The 21,928-nt window shown below is 63.7% G+C and carries 26 protein-coding genes and 2 pseudogenes; 15 read left to right on the top strand and 13 right to left on the bottom strand.

Annotated features, from left to right (window positions below):
* Positions 1–64: 64 nt before the first annotated feature.
* Together SLT36_RS10995 and SLT36_RS11000 are read left to right on the top strand one after the other, a co-directional pair.
* Positions 65–1,132, top strand: coding sequence for a methionine ABC transporter ATP-binding protein (locus SLT36_RS10995; protein ID WP_432287423.1), 1,068 nt, complete (start codon positions 65–67; stop codon positions 1,130–1,132).
* A complete protein-coding gene (locus tag SLT36_RS11000; protein ID WP_286291178.1) occupies positions 1,113–1,769 on the top strand; it encodes a methionine ABC transporter permease in 657 nt (218 codons plus the stop codon). The genes SLT36_RS10995 and SLT36_RS11000 overlap by 20 nt, the downstream gene beginning before the upstream one ends.
* On the opposite strand, the gene SLT36_RS11005 is transcribed toward SLT36_RS11000, so the two are convergent.
* The 4 genes from SLT36_RS11005 to SLT36_RS11020 all read right to left on the bottom strand — a co-directional run bounded on the left by SLT36_RS11005 (position 1,770) and on the right by SLT36_RS11020 (position 5,145).
* Positions 1,770–3,182: an ATP-binding protein gene (locus SLT36_RS11005; protein WP_432287425.1), complete on the bottom strand. Its 1,413-nt coding sequence runs from the start codon at positions 3,180–3,182 to the stop codon at positions 1,770–1,772.
* 375 nt (positions 3,183–3,557) lie between these two features.
* The gene (locus SLT36_RS11010) at positions 3,558–3,797 is read right to left on the bottom strand and encodes a hypothetical protein (protein ID WP_432288305.1); all 240 of its coding nucleotides are present in this window, start codon (positions 3,795–3,797) and stop codon (positions 3,558–3,560) included.
* A 108-nt stretch (positions 3,798–3,905) separates the two neighbouring features.
* Positions 3,906–4,625, bottom strand: coding sequence for a response regulator (locus SLT36_RS11015; RefSeq protein WP_067959456.1), 720 nt, complete (start codon positions 4,623–4,625; stop codon positions 3,906–3,908).
* Positions 4,615–5,145 (bottom strand): MarR family winged helix-turn-helix transcriptional regulator, encoded by a 531-nt coding sequence (locus tag SLT36_RS11020; RefSeq protein ID WP_067959459.1) that lies wholly within the window; start codon positions 5,143–5,145, stop codon positions 4,615–4,617. The genes SLT36_RS11015 and SLT36_RS11020 overlap by 11 nt, the downstream gene beginning before the upstream one ends.
* 238 nt (positions 5,146–5,383) lie before the next feature.
* On the opposite strand from SLT36_RS11020, the gene SLT36_RS11025 reads away from it, so the two are divergent.
* The 3 genes from SLT36_RS11025 to SLT36_RS11035 all read left to right on the top strand — a co-directional run bounded on the left by SLT36_RS11025 (position 5,384) and on the right by SLT36_RS11035 (position 7,614).
* Positions 5,384–6,277, top strand: a complete 894-nt coding sequence (locus SLT36_RS11025; protein WP_067959464.1) for a branched-chain amino acid aminotransferase — start codon at positions 5,384–5,386, stop codon at positions 6,275–6,277.
* 151 nt (positions 6,278–6,428) lie between these two features.
* On the top strand, positions 6,429–6,719 hold the full coding sequence (locus SLT36_RS11030; protein WP_154384769.1) for a hypothetical protein: 291 nt from the start codon (positions 6,429–6,431) through the stop codon (positions 6,717–6,719).
* Between the two features lie 253 nt (positions 6,720–6,972).
* Complete coding sequence (locus SLT36_RS11035; protein WP_432287427.1) at positions 6,973–7,614, top strand: MBL fold metallo-hydrolase; 642 nt, start codon at positions 6,973–6,975, stop codon at positions 7,612–7,614.
* Between the two features lie 194 nt (positions 7,615–7,808).
* On the opposite strand, the gene SLT36_RS11040 is transcribed toward SLT36_RS11035, so the two are convergent.
* The 4 genes from SLT36_RS11040 to SLT36_RS11055 all read right to left on the bottom strand — a co-directional run bounded on the left by SLT36_RS11040 (position 7,809) and on the right by SLT36_RS11055 (position 9,678).
* Complete coding sequence (locus tag SLT36_RS11040) at positions 7,809–8,249, bottom strand: BA14K family protein (protein WP_067959472.1); 441 nt, start codon at positions 8,247–8,249, stop codon at positions 7,809–7,811.
* A 204-nt stretch (positions 8,250–8,453) separates the two neighbouring features.
* Positions 8,454–8,666 carry a cold-shock protein gene (locus SLT36_RS11045; RefSeq protein ID WP_018428999.1) on the bottom strand — a complete coding sequence of 71 codons (213 nt, stop codon included), beginning with the start codon at positions 8,664–8,666 and terminating at the stop codon, positions 8,454–8,456.
* 181 nt (positions 8,667–8,847) lie between these two features.
* Entirely contained in the window at positions 8,848–9,258 is a 411-nt protein-coding gene (locus SLT36_RS11050; protein WP_432287428.1) for a hypothetical protein, read from the bottom strand.
* A gap of 207 nt (positions 9,259–9,465) precedes the next feature.
* Complete coding sequence (locus SLT36_RS11055; RefSeq protein WP_067959476.1) at positions 9,466–9,678, bottom strand: cold-shock protein; 213 nt, start codon at positions 9,676–9,678, stop codon at positions 9,466–9,468.
* A gap of 434 nt (positions 9,679–10,112) precedes the next feature.
* Here SLT36_RS11055 and SLT36_RS11060 point away from each other — a divergent pair, with 434 nt between their 5' ends.
* A complete protein-coding gene (locus tag SLT36_RS11060; RefSeq protein ID WP_432287430.1) occupies positions 10,113–10,547 on the top strand; it encodes a Kazal-type serine protease inhibitor domain-containing protein in 435 nt (144 codons plus the stop codon).
* 230 nt (positions 10,548–10,777) lie between these two features.
* Here the strand turns inward: SLT36_RS11060 and SLT36_RS11065 are convergent, their stop codons facing one another.
* Entirely contained in the window at positions 10,778–11,689 is a 912-nt protein-coding gene (locus SLT36_RS11065; protein ID WP_432287432.1) for an agmatinase, read from the bottom strand.
* Positions 11,690–11,729: 40 nt separating this feature from the next.
* Complete coding sequence (locus SLT36_RS11070; protein ID WP_432287433.1) at positions 11,730–12,362, bottom strand: TetR/AcrR family transcriptional regulator; 633 nt, start codon at positions 12,360–12,362, stop codon at positions 11,730–11,732.
* Between the two features lie 108 nt (positions 12,363–12,470).
* On the opposite strand from SLT36_RS11070, the gene SLT36_RS11075 reads away from it, so the two are divergent.
* The gene (locus SLT36_RS11075; RefSeq protein ID WP_432287434.1) at positions 12,471–13,109 is read left to right on the top strand and encodes a glutathione S-transferase N-terminal domain-containing protein; all 639 of its coding nucleotides are present in this window, start codon (positions 12,471–12,473) and stop codon (positions 13,107–13,109) included.
* 20 nt (positions 13,110–13,129) lie between these two features.
* Entirely contained in the window at positions 13,130–13,513 is a 384-nt protein-coding gene (locus SLT36_RS11080) for a nuclear transport factor 2 family protein (protein ID WP_432287436.1), read from the top strand.
* Positions 13,514–13,524: 11 nt separating this feature from the next.
* Here the strand turns inward: SLT36_RS11080 and SLT36_RS11085 are convergent, their stop codons facing one another.
* Both SLT36_RS11085 and SLT36_RS11090 read right to left on the bottom strand, forming a co-directional pair.
* Positions 13,525–15,012, bottom strand: a complete 1,488-nt coding sequence (locus tag SLT36_RS11085) for a serine hydrolase (RefSeq protein WP_432287438.1) — start codon at positions 15,010–15,012, stop codon at positions 13,525–13,527.
* 144 nt (positions 15,013–15,156) lie between these two features.
* Positions 15,157–15,336, bottom strand: coding sequence for a hypothetical protein (locus tag SLT36_RS11090; protein ID WP_182573317.1), 180 nt, complete (start codon positions 15,334–15,336; stop codon positions 15,157–15,159).
* Between the two features lie 107 nt (positions 15,337–15,443).
* Here SLT36_RS11090 and SLT36_RS11095 point away from each other — a divergent pair, with 107 nt between their 5' ends.
* From SLT36_RS11095 to SLT36_RS11105, 3 genes and pseudogenes are all read left to right on the top strand, one after another.
* Positions 15,444–16,358, top strand: a complete 915-nt coding sequence (locus tag SLT36_RS11095; protein WP_432287440.1) for a LysR substrate-binding domain-containing protein — start codon at positions 15,444–15,446, stop codon at positions 16,356–16,358.
* A gap of 96 nt (positions 16,359–16,454) precedes the next feature.
* Positions 16,455–17,030 (top strand): hypothetical protein, encoded by a 576-nt coding sequence (locus SLT36_RS11100; protein WP_432287442.1) that lies wholly within the window; start codon positions 16,455–16,457, stop codon positions 17,028–17,030.
* Between the two features lie 108 nt (positions 17,031–17,138).
* Positions 17,139–17,314, top strand: a pseudogene (locus SLT36_RS11105) (aspartate racemase); the annotation flags it as partial.
* 68 nt (positions 17,315–17,382) lie between these two features.
* Here SLT36_RS11105 and SLT36_RS11110 read toward each other — a convergent pair.
* Positions 17,383–18,621: a glycosyltransferase gene (locus SLT36_RS11110; RefSeq protein ID WP_432287444.1), complete on the bottom strand. Its 1,239-nt coding sequence runs from the start codon at positions 18,619–18,621 to the stop codon at positions 17,383–17,385.
* Positions 18,622–18,729: 108 nt separating this feature from the next.
* Between SLT36_RS11110 and SLT36_RS11115 the strand changes: the two genes are divergently transcribed.
* The 4 genes and pseudogenes from SLT36_RS11115 (at position 18,730) to gfa (ending at position 21,764) form a co-directional block, all read left to right on the top strand.
* On the top strand, positions 18,730–19,452 hold the full coding sequence (locus SLT36_RS11115; protein ID WP_432287446.1) for a TetR/AcrR family transcriptional regulator: 723 nt from the start codon (positions 18,730–18,732) through the stop codon (positions 19,450–19,452).
* A 38-nt stretch (positions 19,453–19,490) separates the two neighbouring features.
* Complete coding sequence (locus tag SLT36_RS11120) at positions 19,491–20,189, top strand: aspartate/glutamate racemase family protein (protein ID WP_432287448.1); 699 nt, start codon at positions 19,491–19,493, stop codon at positions 20,187–20,189.
* Between the two features lie 197 nt (positions 20,190–20,386).
* Positions 20,387–21,029: pseudogene (locus SLT36_RS11125) on the top strand (VOC family protein).
* A gap of 162 nt (positions 21,030–21,191) precedes the next feature.
* Entirely contained in the window at positions 21,192–21,764 is a 573-nt protein-coding gene (gfa, locus tag SLT36_RS11130) for an S-(hydroxymethyl)glutathione synthase (protein WP_432287449.1), read from the top strand.
* The last annotated feature ends 164 nt before the right edge of the window (positions 21,765–21,928 follow it).

Consider the following 21,928-nt stretch of genomic DNA (forward strand, 5'->3'; position numbering starts at 1 on the left):
TGATTACAATGGAGGCGGCCCGCCATGAATGGCGGGCCGCCTTCCGCATTGCCGAGGGAATTTCATGACCCAGCATTTTGCACCCATTGAAGGGGCGCCCCCTGTCGATACTGCGCTGTCGGAGACGGTGGTGCGCATCGTCGACCTCAGGCGGCGCTTCGGCCAGACACCGGCCGTCGACGGCGTTTCGCTCGCCGTGCGCAAGGGCGAGGTACTTGGCATCATCGGCCGCAGCGGCGCCGGCAAGTCGACGCTGATCCGCTGCCTGAACGGACTGGAGCGACCCGACAGCGGCCAGATCTTCGTCGAGGGCTGTGAAATCACTGGCCTCAGCGAGCGCGATCTGCAGCCGCTGCGCCGACGTATCGGCATGATCTTCCAGCACTTCAACCTGTTGTCGTCCAAGACGGTCGAGGAGAACGTCGCCCTGCCGCTCAAGATCGAGGGCCTGCCCAAGGCCGAGCGTCTCGAGCGTGCGGCCGAACTGCTCGAACTCGTCGGCCTCGCCGACAAGGCCAAGGCCTATCCGGCGGCACTTTCGGGGGGACAGAAGCAGCGTGTCGGCATCGCGCGCGCGCTCGCCGCGCGGCCGGCGGTTCTGCTCTCCGACGAGGCGACCTCGGCGCTCGATCCAGAGACGACGCGCTCGATCCTGGCATTGATGAAGGACATCAACCAAAAGCTCGGCCTGACCATCCTGCTGATAACCCACGAGATGGAGGTGGTCCGCAGTATTGCCGATCGCGTCGCCGTCATCGATGCCGGGCGAATCGTCGAGGAAGGGCCGGTGTGGTCGATCTTCGCCGACCCGCGCAGCCTGCTCGCCGGCATCCGGCCACAGCTGCCGCAGGCGATCGCCACACGGCTAACCGGCGTTGGACGCGAGGCCATCCTGCGCGTCGACATCGCAGGCGAAGCGGCGCACCGGCCGCTGCTCCAGGAGCTGGCAACGTCGGTTCCCGGCCGGTTCCGGCTGGTCCATGGCGGCATCGACACCATACAGGGGGAGCCTGTCGGCACGCTGTTCCTCGGCGTCGACACTGCATCGCGCGGTATTGCCGAAACAATCGAATTCCTGAATGCCCGGAAAGCGCGGGTCGAGGTGCTTGGTTATGTCACAGACAATGCTTGAACTTCTTCTGCGCTCGTTGTGGGAGACCGTGCTGATGACGGCTGCATCGGGCTTGATCTCTCTCGTCTTCGGCTTGCCGCTCGGCCTGGCGCTTGTTGCCACCGACCGTGGCGGTATCGCCTGCAATCGCTGGGTCAACGGCATCCTTGGCGCACTCGTCAACGGCTTCCGCTCGGTACCGTTCATCATCCTCCTGGTGGCGCTGATCCCAGTGACGCGGTTGATCGTCGGCACGTCGATCGGCACCTGGGCGGCGATCGTACCGCTGGCGATTGCCGCCACGCCCTATTATGCGCGCATCGCCGAAGTGTCGCTGCGCGAGGTCGATCGCGGCCTGATCGAGGCTGTGCGCGCCATGGGCGGCGGTCGCTGGGCGATCATCCGCGAGGTGCTGGTACCCGAGGCACTGCCAGGCATCGTTGCCGGCTTCACCGTTACGCTGGTGACGCTGGTCGGCGCCTCGGCCATGGCGGGTGCCATCGGTGCGGGCGGGCTCGGCGACCTCGCCATTCGCTATGGTTACCAGCGTTTCGAGACGGCTGTCATGGTTGCGGTCGTGGCCGTGCTGATCGTGCTCGTCTGTGGCATCCAGTGGATCGGCGACAGGCTGGTGACGCGGCTCGATCGCCGCGCCTGATCAGGCCGGCACGCGGATCATGGCGCGCAGTCCGCCCAGCGGACTGTCGCTCAGCTTGATGTCGCCACCATGGCTGCGGGCGATGTCGCGGGCGACGGCCAGGCCGAGGCCGGTGCCGGTCGAATCGAGATTGCGCGCCTCGTCGAGGCGGTAGAACGGCTTGAACACCTCTTCGCGCTTCTCTTCCGGAATGCCGGGGCCGTTGTCGTCGACCATCACCACCAGCATGCCGCGATCGTGGACCGCCTTGACCTCGACCTCCTTGGCATAGCGGAAGGCGTTGCCGACGACGTTCTGCAGCAGGCGGTTGAACGCGTTGGGGCGAACATGCACCTCGGGCTCGCCGACGAGCGTGATCTTGAGCTTGCGCTTGCGCAGCTTGGCTTCGTCACCCAGCCTGTCGAGATAGGTGGCAAGATCGAAGCGGCCGGGATCCTCCGAAGCCTCGCCGCGGGCGAAAGCCAGATAGGCCTCGAGCATCGACTGCATGTCGTCGACATCCTGGCTGAGTGCTTCGGTGTCGACCTTGCTGCCTGACAGAGCCAGCTGCAGCTTGAAGCGCGTCAGGATGGTGCGCAGGTCGTGGCTGACGCCGGTCAGCATCGCCGTGCGCTGGTCGATCTGGCGTTCGATGCGTTCGCGCATCTGGATGAAGGCGAAACCGGCGCGTCGCACTTCTTCGGCGCCGCGTGGCCGGAAGTTGACCGGCATCGGCCGGCCCTTGCCAAAACTTTCGGCAGCCTCGGTGAGTTGCAGGATCGGGCGGATCTGGTTGCGCAGGAACGGAACGGCGATCATCAGCAGGACCAGTGACGTGCCGACCATCCACAGCAGGAAGATGTGGGTGTTCGAGGCATAGGCCTGGCTGCGGCGCACGAACACGCGCAATACCTTGTCGTCGAGCTGGACGCGCACTTCGACGATGTTGGAGTTGCCGACGGTATCGAGCCAGAACGGCCGGTTGATCTGCTTGCGGATTTCCGACGACAGCGCCTGGTCGAGGATCGAGAAGAACGGTTTCGGGCCAGGCGGGGGCAGGGGTTCGGCCGGCAACAGGTCGATCTTCAGCGACATGCGCTCCTGGGCGATGCGGATGATCTGGGCATAACTTTCGGGCTGAGGGAAGGTGTCGAGCAGGTCGATGATGCCGGCGATGTCACGCGTCACCGCCTGCGACAGGCGCACAGTCACCGTCTGCCAGTGCCGCTCCATGAATACGAAGGCGACGACCGACTGCAGCAGGATCATCGGCGTGATGACGATGAGCAGCGAGCGCGCGTAGAGCCGCTTCGGCATGTAGATGGAGACACGACGCCAGAAGCGGTTCCAGCTGCGCGGCACAGCGGTCAGCGCACGCCACATGCGTGTGCCGAGCCTGCCTCCGCCGGGCCGTTCCATGTCGGTGGTTGCCATCCGCCCTTCCACTTGTCGCCAACCGGTCAGGTTCCGGCCGGCTCGCCTCGATCCTAGCCCACGCCGGATCATTCTGAAACTGTCTTTGAAGTTCAACAGCTTACGTTGTCAAACTCCGTCTTGCCCGATGCTGAAAACATAGGGCTTTTTCCTACAGCGCCAAATGGCTCTGGATTTACCGATGCCTGGAGACGATCACCCGGAACTGTGCCGAGACTGTGTCGCCAGCGCCCCGATGAGGGGACGTGACGCGGACAGACAGAGCGCGCGCCCCACGTGTTACGGTACAACAAAATTGCCCGCCGTTGCGACGCAGGTTGATGAACGGGGATGACGAGGTTCGGGCCGCTGACACGGCCCGAAGTCGTCTGGCGGTCAGATGCCGAGCAGTTTCTTGGCTTGGTTGAGGTCTGCTTCCGATCCGGCGTGGTCGCCGGATGCGTGCAACTGTTCGCCCTTGGCGCGCAGTTCCTTGACCTTCGTCATGTCCGCCTCGGCGAGCGTGGAGGTGGGCAGAGCGGCGTCGATCGCCGCCATGATGCTCGGGCAGCAATGGGCGAATGCGGTGGCAGGCAAGACAGACAGGGCAAATGCAAGCGTGATAGCACGTAACATGGCGGGTTCTGCCGCGCCGGCCCGCTTGATGCGGAAGAGTTGTTGCCGGCGCGCCATGTTACCTCGGAGTGACCGGCTTCAACAACTGGCCCTTTGGAACTGCTCCGGCTACTCCACGCTGAGCCGGTAGCCGATACCGCGTACCGTCTGCAGCCAGACGGGATTGGCCGGATCGCGCTCGATCTTGCGCCGCAGACGGTTGATCTGGACGTCGATGGTGCGCTCGCCGACTTCCGAGTCGCCGGTGACCAGTTCATGGCGCGGGATGGTCTCGCCGGCACGCGCGGCGAAGATGGCGAGGATTTCCTGCTCGCGGTCGGTGAGCTTGAGGGCTTCGCCGCCACGCTTCAGTTCGCGGCGGGCGATCTGGAAGGTGTAGGGGCCGAACACCAACTGCTCGACCTTCGGTGTTGCCGCCGGGCCGCCGCGGCGCAGGATGTTGTTGATCCTGAGGATCAGTTCGCGCGGGTCGAACGGCTTGGGCAGATAGTCGTCGGCGCCGGCCTCGAGGCCGGTGATGCGGCTGTCGGTCTCCGACAATGCCGTCAGCATCAGGATCGGCACGTCCTTCTGGTCGCGCAGCGACTTGGTCAATTCGATGCCGTTTTCGCCCGGCATCATCACGTCGAGGATGAGAAGGTCGAAGTCGAGGCCGGCAAGCTTGCGCCGCGCTTCGTCTGCATTGCCCGCGACAGTAACGCGAAAGCCGTTTTCGGTCAGATACTGCTTGAGCAGGTTGCGGATGCGCGTGTCGTCGTCGACGACGAGCAGATGCGGAGCATCGTCGCCCAACGTGGCCTGGCTGGCCGTCTTGTCGTTATTCTCCATGGTCTTTCCCCGGCGTGTTTCCGGGCAGATGATCAATCTGCGCCCTTAATTCGGGATTGACCATCGCCTTGAGGAATCTTTCGATCCAGGCGCGCTCGGTCTCTCCCGCGCCCTCCAGTGCCGCATGGATGCGGCGTGACTGTGGCCGCGCCAGCGCCAGTGTCAATGTACGGCCCTTGGGCGTCGGGTAGAGTTCGCGCTGGCGCCGGTCGCGCGGCCCCTGCACCTGAACGATGTAGCCGGCGTCGATGAGCTGCTTGAGCACCCGCGCGAGGCTCTGCTTGGTAATCTTGAGCACGTCGAGCAGCTCGGCGACCGTCAGTCCGGGCAGGCGGTTGACGAAGTGCAGCACGCGGTGATGGGCGCGGCCGAAACCGTATTCGGCGAGGATCTGGTCGGGGTCGGAAGTGAAGTCGCGATAGGCGAAATACATCAGCTCGATGATCGAGAAATCGATGCCTTCGTCTGCCGTCACGGCGGTGCGGATCGGTTGGGCGGTTGCGCCGCTGCGTTGTGCCATAGAATTCCTGTTCGTCAATTTATGTCAGCACTGTTGACATAAATTAGGTGCGATGGTAATTTTTGCCAAGCTTTTCGGCGGATTGCGAACGAAAAGGCAAGGTGCGGTGGTTTTTTCCGAAACATCGTGAGTTTGCTTTGGTATTCTGGCCCGCCTACGCTTTATCCATCAGGCCCCTTCGGGCCATCAAGAACGATACGAAACGATAGGCAGGCTCCCGCCTGCGGGAAGGTTTACCATGGCATCCGTTCCTTTCGACAAGCTCGATGGATTCATCTGGATGAACGGCGAGTTCGTCCAATGGGCCGACGCCAAGATTCACGTACTAACCCATGGTCTGCACTATGCAAGCGCGGTGTTCGAGGGTGAGCGCGCCTATGGCGGCGAGATTTTCAAGCTGACCGAGCACACCGAGCGCCTGCACGAGTCCGCCCGCATCCTGGGCTTCACCATTCCCTATTCGGTCGAGGTGATCGACGATGCCTGCCGCGAGCTCTTGAAGAAGCAGGGCTTCAAGGACGCCTATGTGCGCCCGATCGCCTGGCGCGGCAGCGAGGAAATGGGCGTCGCGGCCCACAAGAACCGCATCAATGTCGCCGTCGCGATCTGGCAGTGGCCGAGCTATTTCGACCCGGCGCAGAAGCTGAAAGGCATCCGCCTCGACATCGCCGAATGGCGCCGCCCCGACCCGCGTACGGCACCGTCGAAGTCCAAGGCTGCCGGCCTCTACATGATCTGCACGCTGTCCAAGCATGCGGCCGAGGCCAAGGGTTATGCCGATGCGATGATGCTCGACTGGCGCGGCCAGGTCGCCGAGGCCACAGGCGCCAACATCTTCTTCGTCAAGGACGGCAAGGTGCATACACCGAAGCCAGACTGCTTCCTCGATGGCATCACGCGCCGCACTGTCATTGGCCTCGCCAAGGATCGCGGCCTCGAAGTCGTCGAGCGGGTGATCATGCCGGAGGAACTGGAAGGCTTCGAGCAATGCTTCCTGACCGGCACGGCGGCTGAAGTGACGCCGGTTTCGGAGATCGGGCAGTACCGATTCGAGGTCGGCGAAATCGCCAAGACGCTGATGAACGACTATTCTGCGGCGGTTCAGCCCAAGCACGCGATTGCTGCTGAATAACAAGCAGAATCAATTAATTGACCTTGCAGAAGGGCGGTTTTCGGACCGCCCTTTTTGCGTCTTCCTCGTCCAATTTGACATTCCCCGATTTCAGGGTCTGATGTTGCTGTCGGCATACTGAGGGCCGGCATGCAATTTGGAGGGAATTGTTATGGAATCGCTTCTTCCTATCATCATACAAATTGTAACCGGCGTTATCGGTGGACAGGCCGTCGGCGCGGCGATCAAGACGGCGGCGATGGGGCAGGTGACGAAATTGCTCGCCGGTGGCGTCGGCGGTCTCGCGGGCGGACAGATCCTCGGCAGCCTTCTCGGCGGCGCGGCTGATCCGGCAACGGCAGGTGCACTCAGCGGCATTCTCGGCGATGTGGTTGGTGGTGCCGGCGGCGGCGCCATCGTGACGGCCATCGTCGGCGCGATCATGGGTGCCATGAAGAAATAATCCCGCTACAGATTGGAATTCGGATTGGGCGGCTACGGCCGCCCCTTTCATTTTCTGGATCAGAGGCGCTGCCTGCCAGCCACCAGAATGTGCATGGACGAAGTGCGCATCAGTCCTTATGTCGGGGCGAACTTGGCGCATCGGCCCGAAAATCGGTGTCGATCTTCGGAAAGCACGATGCGCAGATTCACACAGTTGGAGCGTCCTTTGTGCGTCCATTCGGGCGCACGGCGCTCCAAGGAAAGGACCCGCCATGGGACAGCTCAATGCCGGGATCGTGCCGGTTACGCCCTTCCAGCAGAACTGCACGATCCTGTTCGATACCGACGACAAGACCGGCGTCGTTGTCGATCCGGGCGGCGATGTCGACACCATCCTGTCGGTGCTCAAGCAAAACGGCATCACGATCACCGCGATCTGGCTGACCCATGGCCATATCGACCATGCCGGTGGCGCGATGGAGTTGAAGGATGCGCTCGGCGTCGACATCATCGGCCCGCACGAGGCCGACAAGCCGCTGCTCGACAATCTGGTGACCCAGGCCCAGAAATTTGGCATGGACAGTTCGGTGCGCAATTGCGTGCCTGACCGGTTCCTCACCGAGGGCGAAACCGTGTCCTTCGGAACTCATGTGTTCGAGGTGCTGCATTGCCCCGGCCACGCGCCCGGCCACGTTGTCTTCTACAACCGTGACGCGAAATTCGCCCATGTCGGCGACGTGTTGTTCCAGGGCTCTGTCGGCCGCACCGACCTCTATGGCGGCGACCACGCCACCTTGATCCGGTCGATCAAGGAGAAACTCCTGCCGCTCGGCGACGAGATCGGCTTCATCTGTGGCCACGGCCCGGGCAGCCGCTTCGGCGACGAACGCCGCAGCAATCCCTATCTGGTTTGATTGGATCGATCAGGCCGTCTGCCTGATCTGAGGCGGCCGCTGTCGGTCTGCTCCGAAGCAGCCTTTCGCCCAACGGACTGCCTCACATGAAAAACGGCGCCAACCGCAAGGCTGGCGCCGTTTTGTCATTGTTTCAGGTTTGGCTGCTGCGGCCGGGCAGGGAGGGCCGCCACAGTCCATGCCCGTGGCTGCGGTCAGTTGGCTTCGCAGAAGCGCTCGACGCCGTCATAGCCGGTGAAGGTGCCGCTGCGCGGCTTGAAGCTGCGGTAGCGGTCCGAACAGTAGCTGTACCATTCGGGCGTCCACGGCTCGATGGCGTAGCTCTCACGATAGACCACACGGCGCTGCACCGGGGCGGGGCGATAATAGTCCTGGCCATAATCCTGGCGGTAGACGCGACGCGGCTGCGGCTCGTAGTCGTAATAGTCGTCATAGACCGGCTGCGAACGGTTGGCGTTGCCAGCAATCACGGCGCCCGCGATGAGGCCGAGCGCACCGGCAGCGACGATCGCGCCGGTGTTGTCGTGGCGGTTGTGACGGCGCCAGCGCTCGCCGGCCTCGGCCGCGGGCAGGGCGGTCAACGTGGTAGCGGCAACGGCCGCCGAAAGGACGAGGGTCTTGAAAATACGGTTCATGTCGGTCTCCTTCGCCGTCCGGCCCGTATCAAGGCCAGAATTTAGCGTCGACCCTATGTCTAGGGGAGCCCGCCTGAACGCAGCCTGAACGGAATTTCAGGCGCAAAGGGTCAAAGAGACTGCCGCCGACAAACGCCAATATGCGTTGCGGCGAATACAGCAGCATGCTTGGCCGGAGCACGAACTCCGGCCGCCTTGAAGGTTCTAGCCGACGGTCAGATTGACGGCCTTCGGACCCTTGCCGCGCTTGTCCGGCTCGGTGTCGAAAGAAACCTTCTGCCCATCCTCAAGACCGGGAAGACCCGACGCCTGCACGGCCGAAATATGAACGAAGACATCCTTCGCTCCGTCGTCCGGCGTGATGAAGCCGAAGCCTTTGGCATGATTGAAGAACTTGACGGTGCCGGTCTGCGGCATGGGAAACTCCTCTGATCCCATCAATTCCAGTCTTCGGGCCGGCAAATGCCCGAAGTGGAAATTTGTCGTTCATTTTTGGGTCATCGGCAAGCAAAAGTTTTGCCTGCCGATACCTGTCCAAAGACCGCTCAAGCCCGGCAATTACCGGGCCCAAGTGGCCAAATGCAAGGCGTTTCGCGGCTTAGTATTCGCAGTAGCGGATCGGGCCGATCTGGATGCAGGAGGGCGGCCGCGGACGCAGCGGATCGAACCTCGAATAGACACGCACGCGGCAATTGGGGCCGACATGGCGGTGGGGCACGTTGCCGTAGCGCGGCAGGAAGTGGCGGCGAACCTCGCGATGGCAGTCGCGCACCTGGACCGGCGGGCGGACCCGGATCGGCCGGCAGTCGGGGCGGCGGTGGACATGCCACTCGGTACGGCCGAACTGAGGAACAAAATGGCGCTGCGGGTCGCCGTGGCAACCACGGATCTGGATCACCAACCCGCCATCGGCCTGCGGCGCATCGCCCGCCGGCATCGCCTCGGCCGGCCCGCCATATCCTAGTCCTGCTGCCAGGAGCATTGCGCCCAGAGACTTCAGCAACTTCATGGTCTGCCTCCTCTGCGTGGGAAGCAGATACTGCCTCCGCGGCAAGACTATGCCACGGTTGGCTGTGGCTCGCCAGAGTGGCGCCGGCTGGACGCAGAGACTATCTCGTTGATTTGGCGACGGATAATTGCGGAGCCACCCACCAAAGAAGAAGGGCGCGATGGTGATCCACCGCGCCCCTCTTCAAAGCAAAAAACCTTGCGCGGCTTAGCCGGCGCGGAGGTTGACCGCCTTAGGACCCTTGCCCATACGGTCGGGCTCGACGTCGAAGCTGACCTTCTGGCCGTCGACGAGCGTGCGCAGGCCCGAAGCCTCGATAGCGGAGATATGGACGAACACGTCCTTCGCGCCGCCATCCGGCGTGATGAAGCCGAAGCCTTTGGTTGCGTTGAAGAACTTTACGGTACCGGTCTGGGTCATTGGGAGAACTCCTTCACCCGTTCAGTGGTCTGGACATGCCGACCGCCTGGCGTCGGCGGCACGTCGGTGGTTTTGCTTGGCGGTCATGCATTTGCGCACGATTAAACCCCCCGCCGAGTCACGGGGTCGTCAGAGATTCACAGTATCGGGGAAAGGGTCGTGCAAAACGTTCCAGTCTCCGGGTCAGCAAACGCCCGAACTGAAACTGATATTGCATGGAAACGCGTAGGTTGCAAGATGTCGCGGCAAGGGCGGTAGGCACTTCGCAGCGTCGCATAAATATACGACATTTCTAAAGGCGCCATTGGCCAGATTGCCGCGCCTGTTGGCGCCAGTTTCGCCGATCCCGATTGCATTCGTTGACAGAATCGCCAGGATCGGGGCAGGGGCTGGAACAATTCCCGCACGGGCGGGGATGAGAGGGAGCTGTTTTCATGGTTTTTTCGGCAAAGACCTTTGCGCGAAAAGCAACTGTCGCCTCGTTGCTGTCGCTGATGCTGGCCTCTTGCGTGGTCGTCGAGGACGGCCCGGGTCCCGGCCCGCGCCCGCCGCGCCCCGATCCGGGCCCGCAATTCTGCACCCGCGAGTATGACCCGGTCTGCGCGCGCCGTGGCGGCGACCGTCAGACCTTCGCCAATTCCTGCATGGCGGAGGCCGCCGGCTACCGCATCATCCGTGGCGGCGAATGCCGTGGTGGCGGTGACGATGGCTGGGGCGGTGGTGGCGGCGGTGGCCGGGGAGACCAGTTCTGCACCAGGGAGTATCGCCCTGTCTGCGGCCGCCGCGGTGACACGCTTCGGACCTTCCCGAATGCCTGCGAAGCCGATTCCTCGGGCTATCGCGTCATCGACGACCGTGGCCCCTGCTGAGCGTATCGAGCTGGTATCTCCCGGCAGCCAATGCCGGGAGTTATCTTCGCGTGGCATCAGTCGCCAACCGACGAACACATAATCTTGCGGATGCGGCAATCGTCGCCGACATGGCGATGCTTGAAGCTTCATGTCATTGCCTTGCGCGCGCACATCGCCCACGCGGCTGTTCGGCAATGCTATGTCGAGCCCAGACCGGCTTAGTAGGCTGGTTGCACGCACAGCCCAGTTCAGCGCTGACGGACGATCGTGCCGATCGCATTGACGATCAGGCGAGACGCGGTCTCTGCCGTCAGGCCGTCGATGTCTGCGGGCGCGTAGAATTCGACAAGGTCGAAGCCGGCGATCCTCGCCCGCTTGCCGAGGCCTGATATCAGATCGATCGCCTGCGTGTAGGTGAGCCCGCCGGGCGTTCGTGCGGCGACCCCCGGCATGATGCTTGGATCGAGACCGTCGCAATCGAGGGTGACGACGACACGCGCGCCTTCAGGTACGTGTCGGAGTGCTGCCTCGACGCCATGGGCATGAAGCTCGCGGGCGGTGACGAAGCGGCTGCCGTAGCGCTGAGCCGCCTCGATCTCGGCGAGCCGGGCGCTGCCGACGCTGCGCATGCCGACCTGGACCATGCCAGCGACATGCGGCATCTCGCTGGCCCGGCGCATCGGGTTCGAATAGCCGTAGCGTTCGCCGAGCACCTCGTCGCGCCAGTCGATATGGGCATCGATCTGCAGAACCCAGACCGGGCCGTGATCGGCAAAGCCGGCGAGGAAGGGGATGGGCACGGAATCGTCACCGCCGAGCAATATCGGCACAGCGCCAAGTGCCAGGATCTCGCGCGTCCTGGCTTCGATGCGGGCGCGGTTGGCCGCATTGTCGTGCATGATGGTCGCGATGTCGCCGGCGTCGATGCAGCAGACAGGCTTGCCGTCGAACAGCGGGCCGCCGAGGTCAAAATCCCAGTGTTCGACGAGCGTGGCGTCGTCCTGGCTGGCAGCGCGGATGGCGTCGGCGGCCAAGGCATATCCGCTGCTGTCCTTGCCGGGATAGGTCGTGCCATGACCGGCGGAGAAGATCACCGCACGGGGCGTGCTGCCATCAGCGAGGCGACCGGGAAGGCCGAGGAAGCGGAGCGATGCGGTCATGTCGTGATGATCCCGATGATGGGCTGGGTGAATTGCAGTTTCAGGCTGCTTGCGTGTCCGCGGGGTCCTTGCCGCCGCAGATCAGGTCGATCGCTGCCTTGCTCAACAGGTCCAGTGCCGCTCGTGGTTCGCCGGCGCGGGCACGCACGGCCAGGGAATGCATGACGGCCGAGGCGACCGAAGCGAGGCCTGCCGCATCGGCGCCAGCGCCAAGCTCGCCTTGGGCAATCGCCTTGCGCAGGCGATTCTCCAGAATGGCGTTGAACATACCCAGGCTTTCCTGGAGAACCTGGCGCACTGCCGGGCGATGCACGGCCTCGACGGAGGCGGTGCCAATCAACAGGCAGCCGCGCGCGGCGGCATCAGGTGTCAGATAGGATTCCGTCGATCTGGCGTAGACCTCGGCCAGTTCGGCTCGCAGCGGCCGCGCCGCGCTCAAGATGGTGATCATCGCCGCGACGCTGGTGTCGCGGTAGCGTTCGAGCGTTGCAATGTAGAGCGCCTCCTTGTCACCGAAGGCGCCCGACAGGCTCGGCCGCGTCATCTCGGTCACCTCGCTCAGTGCGTCGAGCGAACTTGCTCCAAAGCCGACCGACCAGAAAAGGTCGCCCGCACGCTGCAAGGTGAGGTCGCGGTCGTATTCGATCGGGCGTCCACGTTTGGCTGTGCTCATTATGTGCGGTCTCGCATAAAAATATTGACAGTCCTAAATATTATATGCGACACCGCATAAAAGTCGAGATGCAATCGCGGTTCGTCGGGCAGCAGAGGAGGGACCAGAATGAAACTCTATATCCACCAGGCGGCGTGTTCGCTGTCGCCCCACATCGTTGCCCGGGAACTCGGGCTCGACGTCGAAATCATCCATGTCGAGCGGGCCACGCAGCGGACCAGCGATGGTGAGGATTTTCTTGCGCTCAATCCGAAAGGCTATGTCCCGGTACTGGTGCTCGACGATGGTGAGATCGTCATCGAAGGGCCAGCGATCGTCCAGTATCTTGCCGATCTCAAGCCGGATGGCGGGTTGGCGCCGCGGACGGCGCAGGAGCGCCGAAAAATCCAGTCGCTGCTCAATTTTGTATCGACTGAAATCCACAAGCCGATGGGGCAGATGTTTGCACCTGCCTACGCGCCGGTGAAGGAGGTGCTGCACAAGCATGTCGCAGCGCGGCTCGACTGGGCGGCGTCTCGGCTCAAGGACGGCCATCTCACCGGCGGCACGCTGAGCGTGGCCGACATCTATCTGTTCGTCTGCCTAAACTGGTCGCAATGGCTCGGCATCGAGCTGTCGCGCTGGCCGCAACTGGAAGCCTTCATGAAAGCCATCGGCGCGCGGCCGCGCGTGCTTGAGGCACTTAAGGCGGAAGGTCTCTATCCGCGTTCGAACGGCATCTTCTTTGCGCCGCGCCTTGCGGCATGACCCAGGAAATGGAGCCCATCATGACAAGCGGAAGTTTTTCCGACGCCGAGAGCCTGCAGACCGAAACGATCCTTGTGAGGTTCAACCAGGTGTTCCTTGGCCACGATCCCGCTGCGCTTGACGATCTCGTCGCCGACGATTGCATCATTGAAAACACGCGGCCGGCGCCCGACGGCTCGCGCCATGAAGGCAAGGCTGCCTGCATCGCGCTGTGGCGTGGGATAGCGACGATGCAAGGCGCGCATTTCGAACCGGAAAGCATCATCGCCCGTGGCGATCGTGGCGAGATCAGGTGGCGGATGGTGTGGGGTGCTGACCACGCAAGCTCGGTGCGCGGGGTCAATCTGATGCGCGTGCGCGACGGGCTCATCGTCGAGGCCCAGGGCTACGTCAAGGGAACGTGAGGCCGGCAGGCTCAGTCTCCGACGCGTCGCAGCGTGCCGAGACCGTTGCCATCGAGCGCCTCGATGGTGATTGTCGACGCCGTGCCGTCGGCGCCGATCACGAAGCTGACCGCAGACGGCATGTCGGGGAGTTCGGGCGAGGGAAAGCTCAGGAACATGTCGCGGTCGAAATGGCTGAGCGGATAGGATTTGGCACCGTCCGGGCCAAGCTTGAGAACGAGACCGTCTCCGGCTGCCGCGACGACGGCCTCGCCGACGAAATCGTTGGCGTAGCGGCCGGCATAGGCGGTGGCTGGACGTGCCGGCGTGGCAGGCGAGGGTGATGTGGCGTAGGTCGCCTGGGCGGCCGCGACGGCGGGGCCAAACATGCCGGCGTAGATCGCATTCCAGTCCTTCAGCCAATCCTTGCCGACTTTGCCGTCGAAGACGAGGTCGGCGAAGCTGTCCGACAGGCCCTCGGGCACGCCGGTCGGGAAAGCGTTGGCGAGAATGACGATGCCGAGCTGCCGTTCAGGGAACAAGGTGACGAGGCTGCGAGCGCCGACGCTGAAGGCGCCGGCGTGGCCCCAGCTCAGGCCATGGCGGCCGAACTCGACATTCCAGCCGAGGCCGTAGAAGGACTGGCCGCCGCTGACCGGGTTTTTGCCGCGCGTCATCAGCGGGATATGTGTCTGGTCGAGTGCTGCGGCCGCGATGAGCTGCTTGCCGTCATGGCTGCCGTTGGCTAGTTCGAGCCGAAGCCACTGGGCGAGGTCGCGCACCGTGGAGCTGACGCCGCCGGCCGGCGCCTGTGCGTCCGGCTGCCGCTCGACCCTGGCGGCCCAGCCACCGTCGGCCTTGACGTGGAGCGCGGCGCGGTTGGCGCGACCGACGAAATCGGCATGGCGGGAGCTTGTCGAAGTCATGCCGAGTGGACGGTAGAGCATTTCCTTGGCGATGTCCTCCCAGGTCTTGCCCGTCGGGATGGCTGCGGCGACCGCGCCCTCGGTCAGGCCGAAATTGCTGTAGGAATATCCGGCGCGGAAGCTTGACGAAGGCGATACGAACCGGAGCCGTCGCAGGATTTCGGCGCGATCGTAGCCGATTTCCTCGAGATCGTCGCCTGATGTGCCGGGAAGTCCGCTGCGATGGGAAAACAGGTCGCGAACGGTGAGCTGGCTTGTCGGGTAAGGGTCATTGAGGCGGAAGGCGGGGTCGAGGTCAGATATCTTCGCATCCCAGGAAACGGTGCCGTCGCCGACCAGTGCTGCCACGACCGTCGCCGAGATCGGCTTGGACATCGACGCGATCTGGAACACCGTGTCGGCGTCGACCTTTTCCGGCTTGCCGGCCTCGCGCAGCCCAAAACCCTTGAGGAAGACAACCTTGTCGTCGTGGACGACGCCGATGGCGAGCGCCGGCACGCTGCCGTCTGAAATGGCTGCTTCGGCCAACTGCTCCAACTGCGCCAGCGCGGCGGTAACTTGCTCGGTCGTCGCGGTCTGAGCGGATGAGGGCATCGGTGCAAGCGCAATGGCGGGGAGGAGCCACGCCAGACGGCGGACGAACGACCTTGCGGACAGCAGCATGCGCCGGCACCCCCTGCTTTATGGCCTGCCTTCGAGGCTACAGCCTGCCATTGAGGAAGCCAAGAGCGGGAACGGCTACCTGATCGTGCCGGCCGGGTCGCGGCCGTCGCGAAAGCCTAGGTCCCTGCCAAGGTGGAGCGACAGCTCGCGCGGATCGAATCCGGCGCGGCGACGGCCATGGCGGCTGCTCGTTGCGAGCTGCGTCAGCCATGTCTGGAGCGGGCCTAGGGTGGCGGCCAGGGTGAGGTGGGTCATGGACTTGGCTTTCAATAGTCAAATTCTGTTGAGGAAGTGCCTCCTCTTTCTTCCTGTTTTTGCTATGAATCCAACTGAACGTAAGGATGAGTGCATAAGGAAAACTTATGGCGATTGTTCAGCTGCCGCCGCTGACGGCGATCCGTGCCTTCGAAGCGGCGGCTCGGCTCGGCAACTTCACCCGGGCTGCGGAAGAGCTTGGTACGACGCAAGCGGCGGTGAGCTACCAGATCAAGCTCCTGGAGGAGCGTGCCGGCACGCCGCTGTTTTTGAGACGGCCCAAGCAGACCGAACTGACCGAAGCAGGTCGGGCGCTGGCGCCGAAAGTCAGTGCCGCTTTCGAGATGCTGGGCGAGGCGTGGGGCGAAACCCGCGGCGGGGCGCGCGGTGTGCTGGTCGTCTCGACGCTGCCGACATTCGCCGCGAGCTGGCTGGCGCGGCACCTCGGCGCGTTCCAGATGGTGCAGCCGGATCTTGCGGTGCGGCTCGAGACGACGACCCGCAACACCGACTTCAGGACCGAGCAGGTCGATGTCGTCATCCGCAGGGATGACGGGAATTTGCCGCCCGGGCTGGCTGGGCATCTGATCGTGCCGACCGATTTCGCGCCGATGCTGAGCCCGAAGCTCGCCGCGACGATCGGCGGGGTCAAGGAGCCGGCCGACCTGCTCAGGCTGCCGCAGATCGACCCCGGCGACCTGTGGTGGGGCGAGTGGTTCGTGGGCGCCGGCCTGCCCGCCGACATGCTGCCGCAGCGCCCGGCACCGAAGATGGGCTCGCAGGCCTATGAGGCGATCGCCGCCATCGCCGGCCATGGCGTGGCGATGCTAACGCCGACCTTCTACCGCGAAGAACTTGCCAACGGCACCCTGATCCAGCCCTTCGAGCATGTCGGCTCCGACGGCTCCGGCTTCTGGCTGGTCTATCCCGAGGAGCGCCGCAACGTGCCCAAGATCAAGGTCTTTCGCGAGTGGATCCTGGCCGAGGTCGAACGGACACTGGGTAGAGGCGGGCAGTGTTAGCGAGAGACGCTGCGGACATCAAACTCCTGGCTACCATTTCTTGCGCCGTTTCGAGGCGCCGGCAAAAATCCGCGAACTTCAATGTGTGAGGCTAATGTGAACATCGGCGATATTCGAGAACGGGCGCAAGGGGTGAAAGCGGGCACCGTCAGCTCGCTTGAGCTGGATTACGCGCGCGGCATCCTCCGAGCGCATCGGGGTGACATCAATTCAGCCTTGATTGTCGTCGGACTTTGCGGAGCCGCCGACGATGCCTTGTTGATCGAGCCCTATCTTCACGGTCCGGACCGTGACGTCCATGGCGAAACAGCACTCAAGGCATTGGTCCGCTACCTGGGTCTCGTAGATCGCTACCGTCCGCTTTTACGGAAGCTGATCATGTCTCCGACCGATGTGGGTTGGATGAACAGCCGTATGTCGGCGATCCATCTCGCCAAGGACTACTTCAAGGACTTCCGCGACGATGAGTTGGGCTGCGAGCTCGTTGCAATATTCTGCAACCCGTCTGATCAGGATCAGCTGTCGGCGCGCGGCACGCTCGTCGACATTCTGGGCATCAGGGATGAGCTTGGAGATCCTTTCGGCCTTGAGCTGGAAGCTGGCGATACCGATGCCGGCTACATCGTGAAGATGGCCCGGCAACGCTTCAATTGCCACGGCGGATTGCACTGACGCCTAGTCATCCCGGCAACCGTACCGTCGCTCTTGCGCCCTCCGGGGATAGCGCGATAGACCGGCCGGGCTGGAAGTTGCGGTCGAGCGAGCCGAGGCAGAGGCGAAATGGCTCAGAAGGTCATTGGTCTGATCGGTGGGTTGAACTGGGAGAGCTCGGCGGAATATTACCGCATCATCAATGAGCGGGTGCGCCCACTGCGTGGCGGGCTGCATCGGCGCGCATGTTGATGTGGTCGTTGGAATTCGCCGAGATCGAGGCGCTGCAGAGCAGCGGACGCTGGGCCCGGGAACGAGGTTGTAGAATCTGCGCGTTGCCTCCGAAAATCGATGCCGGACTTTGGGCTCTGCCTTAGGCGCGCGGGACGAGGGCTTCGATGGCCTTCATCGCCATATCGAGGCCATGCTCGGCGCCGATCGCCTGACCCATTGCAGTCGCCGTCTGGCGCATACCAGGTGCATCTGTGGCGGTGAATGCTGCGGCGAGCGCCGCAACGGTCAGCGATTCCCGGTCCAGTGGGGCGGGCCCCGCGCCGAGGTCAGCGACGCGGCGGCTCCAGAATGGCTGGTCGCCGAAAAACGGGCAGATGATCGTTGGCAATCCGGCGCGTAGCGAAGCAGCGGTTGTGCCGGCACCACCGTGGTGCAAGGCTGCGCTCATCTGAGGCAGCAGCCGGTCATGCGGCGCCGCGGTCATGACATGGACATGCGCCGGGGGTGAGGGCACCTCGAGGGCGCCGCCGCCGAGCGCCAGAACGCCGCGCTTGTTGGTGTGGGCCAACGCCTCGATGACATCGGCCGCCAGCTTGCCGGGGGCGAGCCCGGGCATGCTGCCGAAGCCGACATAGATGGGCTTGTCGCCAGCGGCAAGGAATGCCCTGAGATCGGTCGGCAATTGCCAGTCGTCCTCGTCGAGAAACCAGTATCCGGTGACAAGGACATCGCCGCCCCAATCGGTCGGCCTGGGGACGACGGCCGGACTGTAAGCGTAGAGCGTCACAGCCGGCGCGCCCGGCCGATGGCCGGACGGCACGCCGAGCGACTGCGCGCGCCAACGCGCGAGTTCCTTCCGAAACAGCAGGCCCGGGCCGCGCGTTGCCAGCAGATGGCTGAGGCGGTTGAGCGGGCCCAGCTTGGCGAAAGGCAGGAGCGGGCTTGGAAACGCGGCGGTCGGCGTGAAGCCGGGCAGTGGCGAGGCGAGAACCGCCGGTCGGCCTAGTCGCGCGGCAATGTCTGGAGAGGCGATCGACTTGGGGTGATGAATGATGACATCAGGACCGAAACGGCCGATTGCCGCCCATTCGGCATCGAGCAGGCGGCGCATCAGTGGGCGGACATGCTTGAGTAGCTTCAGCCCCGCGCCGAATCCCCGACTTCCAGCAATCGCCGCCTTGCCCTCAGGCGTGTCCATCAACGCCAGGAACTCCCCCGGCAAAGGCCAGAAGTCGATGCCGTGGCGGGTGACCATCGCTTCGAACTGTTCTGGCGCCGCGAGTTGGACCTCGTGGCCACGCCGCAAGAGGCCGCGAGCCAATGCAACATAGGGCTGGACGTCACCCCGCGTGCCAAGCGTCTGGATGGCGATGCGCATAGCGGCTCCCCTGAGCGGACTGACCAGTAGTCAGTTATACTGACTGGCGGTCACTAGCAAGAGGCGATAAGGTGGGAGCATGCGGCATAGGCGGTGAGTGGAGGTGAGATGCCCCGGATTGTCAGGCATCCTGAAGTAAGACGGGCGGAACTGCTTGCGGCGGCGGCTCGGCTGTTCGGCGCGCGCGGCTATGAGGCGGCATCGGTCGACGACATCATTGGCGACGTCGGGCTGTCGAAGGGTGCGTTCTATTACTACTTCCCTTCGAAGGACGCGTTGCTGGAGGCGTTGGCACGTCAGGCCGCTGAGCGCGCCCGGGCCGAACTCGAGGCGATTCTGGCAGCGCCTGCCATGAGCGCAGTCGAGCAACTCAACGCCTTCTTGCGCCGCGGCCGCGACACCGACAGGGCGGCCGAGGCGATTGCCACCTTCGCCAGCATCTTCTCGCCTGAGAATATCGTGCTCTACCACCGCATGCACCGAACGGTGATGGCCGTGATGGCGCCAGCGCTGGCGCGCATCATCGAAAAGGGCCGGCGCGAAGGCAGCATGGCAAGCAACGATCCTCTGATCTCGGCTGAATTGGTGCTGCTGCTCGGCGCGGTCACTCATGGCGCCGTGGCCGACCTGCTCGCGGCCGAAGGCGCCGATGCCTTGAGCCAGGCGATCGCCGCCTTCGAGCGCCGACTGGCCGAGCAGGGCTTGGCCGTCGACCGCATTCTCGGCCTGCCGGACGGCACGGCACGGTTCGTGGAGCCGGGGTTCGTCGCGGCGATGGCGGCAGCCAGGCCGAACCGGAACCCGCTTGGCGCGACCGTTGCCGCAGGCTAGTGCTTGGGGTTCGGATTCGTCACCCAGGAGCCTGGGATATGCCACAGAAGGTTATTGGTCTTATCGGCGGGTTGAGCTGGGAAAGCTCGGCCGAATACTACCGGATCATCAACGAGCAGGTGCGCGCGCGGCTGGGCGGGCTGCATTCGGCTCGCATGCTGATGTGGTCGTTCGACTTCGCCGAGATCGAGGCGTTGCAGAGCAGCGGCCGTTGGCAGGAGGCGACGCTGGAGATGATCGACGCGGCGCGACGGCTGGAGCGCGGCGGGGCCGACTTTGTCGTCATCTGCTCCAACACCATGCATCGCATGGCCTCAGAGGTGCAGGCGGCAATCGGCATTCCGCTGTTGCACATCGCCGACCCGACCGCCGAACGCATCCGCGCCGCAGGACTTGGCCGCGTTGGTCTCCTCGGCACTGCCTTCACCATGGAGCAGGACTTCTACAAGGGCAGGCTTGCCGGGCTACATGGACTCGAGGTGCTAGTGCCTGAGGCCGAGGACCGGGCGGTGGTGCATCGCATCATCTATGACGAGCTGGTGCAGGGTCGCGTCGAGGCGCGCTCGCGCCAGGTCTATCGCGAGGTGATCGCGCGGCTTGTCGAGCGTGGTGCGGAAGCCGTGATCCTCGGCTGCACCGAGATCATGCTGCTGGTCGGGCCGGAAGACAGCGCGGTGCCTTTGTTCGACACCACTGGCATCCACGCCGAAGCGATGGTGGAGCGGGCGCTGGGCTGAAGTCTGGTCGAGTAACGGCCGGCGCGGTTCTTCTCGCCTGAAGCGACGGGTGAGGCTGCGCGCCGAGGCCCGTCCTGCATGGTAATTGACAAAGGCTCGCCAGCCGGGGCAGGATTTCAGGGCTGCGTAGGGCGCATCGGCGAAGGCCGAAAGGGCAATGCCCGCCTACTGTCAGACCAAGTCCAACAGTTGCGCCCATGCCGAACTTCGAAAACCTCAAAGCAGGCCAAGCAATATCTGCGCTGGTATCGCGAAGGCTATCATCCGGTTGCTGCCGAGATCAGGGCGGCCTTGCCGCGCTTTCGTGACCTCGACGACAGCGAGGTGATGCAGGCCACCTTCAAGCTCGCCGATGCGCAGGAGCTTGTCGCACGACAGCAGGGTTTTGAAAGCTGGCAGGCGCTCAAATCAGAAGCCCCTGTGATGAATGACCAAACAACGCGGACCACACGTCCAACCCTGACCGCGACGTCAGCGCAACTGTTCGTCGCCGATATCACGGCATCATGCGATTTCTTTACCGGCAAGCTCGGCTTTTCAGTCGACTTCGTCTATGGCGAGCCGCCTTTCTACGGGCAGGTTTTTAGGGACAGGGCGCAACTGGCGCTCAGGCTGGTGTGTGAGCCAGTGTTTGCAGGTGACATCCGCCAACGCGAGCACCTGCTGTCCGCCTCGATCACCGTCGATACGGCCAGCGAGATCAAGCAGTTGTTCCTCGACTTCCAGGCGGCGGGCGTGGTCTTCCACCAGACGCTGCGCAAGGAACCATGGGGCGCCAGGAACTTCATCGTGCTCGATCCCGACGGCAATCTGATCCTGTTTGCCGGCCCCGCGGATTAGGCGGGCCAACCGGGTCGATCGCCCCAAATCACGGCAATCTGAACGGCGGATATGCACAAATGCCGCCGCGACATGTATCGTATCGGACGAGTCTCATAGAGTTCTTTGCCGCAAGACTTTTGTTGGGGTCCGCCCGGACGCCAGAACAGGGAGGAACAGGATATGGCTTCAGTTTCGATACATCCGGCGCTCGACGGCGGGGTCAAACCCGGCAGTGCCAGCTTCACCGGCGGCACGCTCGTCTGTGCTTGCGCCGACCGGCCGGTCAAGGTGGCGATCAAAGGGCAGATTGCCCACAACCATGCTTGCGGCTGCACCAAGTGCTGGAAGCCGGAAGGCGCCAAGTTCTCAGTCGTGGCGGTCACCGCGCATGAGAATGTGACGGTGCTGGAGAATGGCGACAAACTCACGGTGGTCGATCCGTCGGCACTGATCCAGCGCCACGCCTGCAAGGGCTGCGGTGTACACATGTATGGCCCGGTCGAGCGCGACCATGCCTTCAAGGGCCTCGACTTCATCCATCCCGAGCGCTTCCAGGAAGCGGGCTGGGCCGAGCCGGGCTTTGCCGCCTTCGTCTCGTCGATCATCGAGGCGGGCGTCGATCCGTCCGAAATGAACGGTGTACGCGGCCGGCTCAAGGAACTTGGGCTCGAACCCTATGACTGCCTGTCGCCGGGGCTCATGGACTACGTGGCCACCTGGGTGGCGAAAAAATCGGGTGTGCTGAAGGCATGAGATATTGCTTTTGAGAGTACGGGCCAAGGCCGGCGTTTGTCGGTCCTAGCTCCTAAAGCCTATGTCCTGCCTGCATCCAGCCACGGTGAGCCGTGCTAGGGTGCGGGCGGGAGAAACGGCGGCAACGCCTGATGCGCCCGCACGCCTCCTCAACTGAGGGAGGT

The organism is Aminobacter sp. BA135 (assembly GCF_050859125.1).
Classification (GTDB): domain Bacteria; phylum Pseudomonadota; class Alphaproteobacteria; order Rhizobiales; family Rhizobiaceae; genus Aminobacter; species Aminobacter ciceronei.

Bases quoted from the DNA above. Each gene is read 5' to 3' on its own strand.
- SLT36_RS11010 (WP_432288305.1), bottom strand. From the start codon at position 3,797: ATGTTACGTGCTATCACGCTTGCATTTGCCCTGTCTGTCTTGCCTGCC.
- SLT36_RS11000 (WP_286291178.1), top strand. From the start codon at position 1,113: ATGTCACAGACAATGCTTGAACTTCTTCTGCGCTCGTTGTGGGAGACC.
- SLT36_RS11015 (WP_067959456.1), bottom strand. From the start codon at position 4,625: ATGGAGAATAACGACAAGACGGCCAGCCAGGCCACGTTGGGCGACGAT.
- SLT36_RS11095 (WP_432287440.1), top strand. From the start codon at position 15,444: ATGGCGATTGTTCAGCTGCCGCCGCTGACGGCGATCCGTGCCTTCGAA.
- SLT36_RS11025 (WP_067959464.1), top strand. From the start codon at position 5,384: ATGGCATCCGTTCCTTTCGACAAGCTCGATGGATTCATCTGGATGAAC.
- SLT36_RS11115 (WP_432287446.1), top strand. From the start codon at position 18,730: ATGCCCCGGATTGTCAGGCATCCTGAAGTAAGACGGGCGGAACTGCTT.
- SLT36_RS11085 (WP_432287438.1), bottom strand. From the start codon at position 15,012: ATGCCCTCATCCGCTCAGACCGCGACGACCGAGCAAGTTACCGCCGCG.
- SLT36_RS11090 (WP_182573317.1), bottom strand. From the start codon at position 15,336: ATGACCCACCTCACCCTGGCCGCCACCCTAGGCCCGCTCCAGACATGG.
- SLT36_RS11060 (WP_432287430.1), top strand. From the start codon at position 10,113: ATGGTTTTTTCGGCAAAGACCTTTGCGCGAAAAGCAACTGTCGCCTCG.
- SLT36_RS11030 (WP_154384769.1), top strand. From the start codon at position 6,429: ATGGAATCGCTTCTTCCTATCATCATACAAATTGTAACCGGCGTTATC.
- SLT36_RS11040 (WP_067959472.1), bottom strand. From the start codon at position 8,249: ATGAACCGTATTTTCAAGACCCTCGTCCTTTCGGCGGCCGTTGCCGCT.
- SLT36_RS11075 (WP_432287434.1), top strand. From the start codon at position 12,471: ATGAAACTCTATATCCACCAGGCGGCGTGTTCGCTGTCGCCCCACATC.
- SLT36_RS11070 (WP_432287433.1), bottom strand. From the start codon at position 12,362: ATGAGCACAGCCAAACGTGGACGCCCGATCGAATACGACCGCGACCTC.
- gfa (WP_432287449.1), top strand. From the start codon at position 21,192: ATGGCTTCAGTTTCGATACATCCGGCGCTCGACGGCGGGGTCAAACCC.
- SLT36_RS11035 (WP_432287427.1), top strand. From the start codon at position 6,973: ATGGGACAGCTCAATGCCGGGATCGTGCCGGTTACGCCCTTCCAGCAG.
- SLT36_RS11020 (WP_067959459.1), bottom strand. From the start codon at position 5,145: ATGGCACAACGCAGCGGCGCAACCGCCCAACCGATCCGCACCGCCGTG.
- SLT36_RS11005 (WP_432287425.1), bottom strand. From the start codon at position 3,182: ATGGCAACCACCGACATGGAACGGCCCGGCGGAGGCAGGCTCGGCACA.
- SLT36_RS11110 (WP_432287444.1), bottom strand. From the start codon at position 18,621: ATGCGCATCGCCATCCAGACGCTTGGCACGCGGGGTGACGTCCAGCCC.
- SLT36_RS11055 (WP_067959476.1), bottom strand. From the start codon at position 9,678: ATGACCCAGACCGGTACCGTAAAGTTCTTCAACGCAACCAAAGGCTTC.
- SLT36_RS11120 (WP_432287448.1), top strand. From the start codon at position 19,491: ATGCCACAGAAGGTTATTGGTCTTATCGGCGGGTTGAGCTGGGAAAGC.
- SLT36_RS11080 (WP_432287436.1), top strand. From the start codon at position 13,130: ATGACAAGCGGAAGTTTTTCCGACGCCGAGAGCCTGCAGACCGAAACG.
- SLT36_RS10995 (WP_432287423.1), top strand. From the start codon at position 65: ATGACCCAGCATTTTGCACCCATTGAAGGGGCGCCCCCTGTCGATACT.
- SLT36_RS11065 (WP_432287432.1), bottom strand. From the start codon at position 11,689: ATGACCGCATCGCTCCGCTTCCTCGGCCTTCCCGGTCGCCTCGCTGAT.
- SLT36_RS11050 (WP_432287428.1), bottom strand. From the start codon at position 9,258: ATGAAGTTGCTGAAGTCTCTGGGCGCAATGCTCCTGGCAGCAGGACTA.
- SLT36_RS11045 (WP_018428999.1), bottom strand. From the start codon at position 8,666: ATGCCGCAGACCGGCACCGTCAAGTTCTTCAATCATGCCAAAGGCTTC.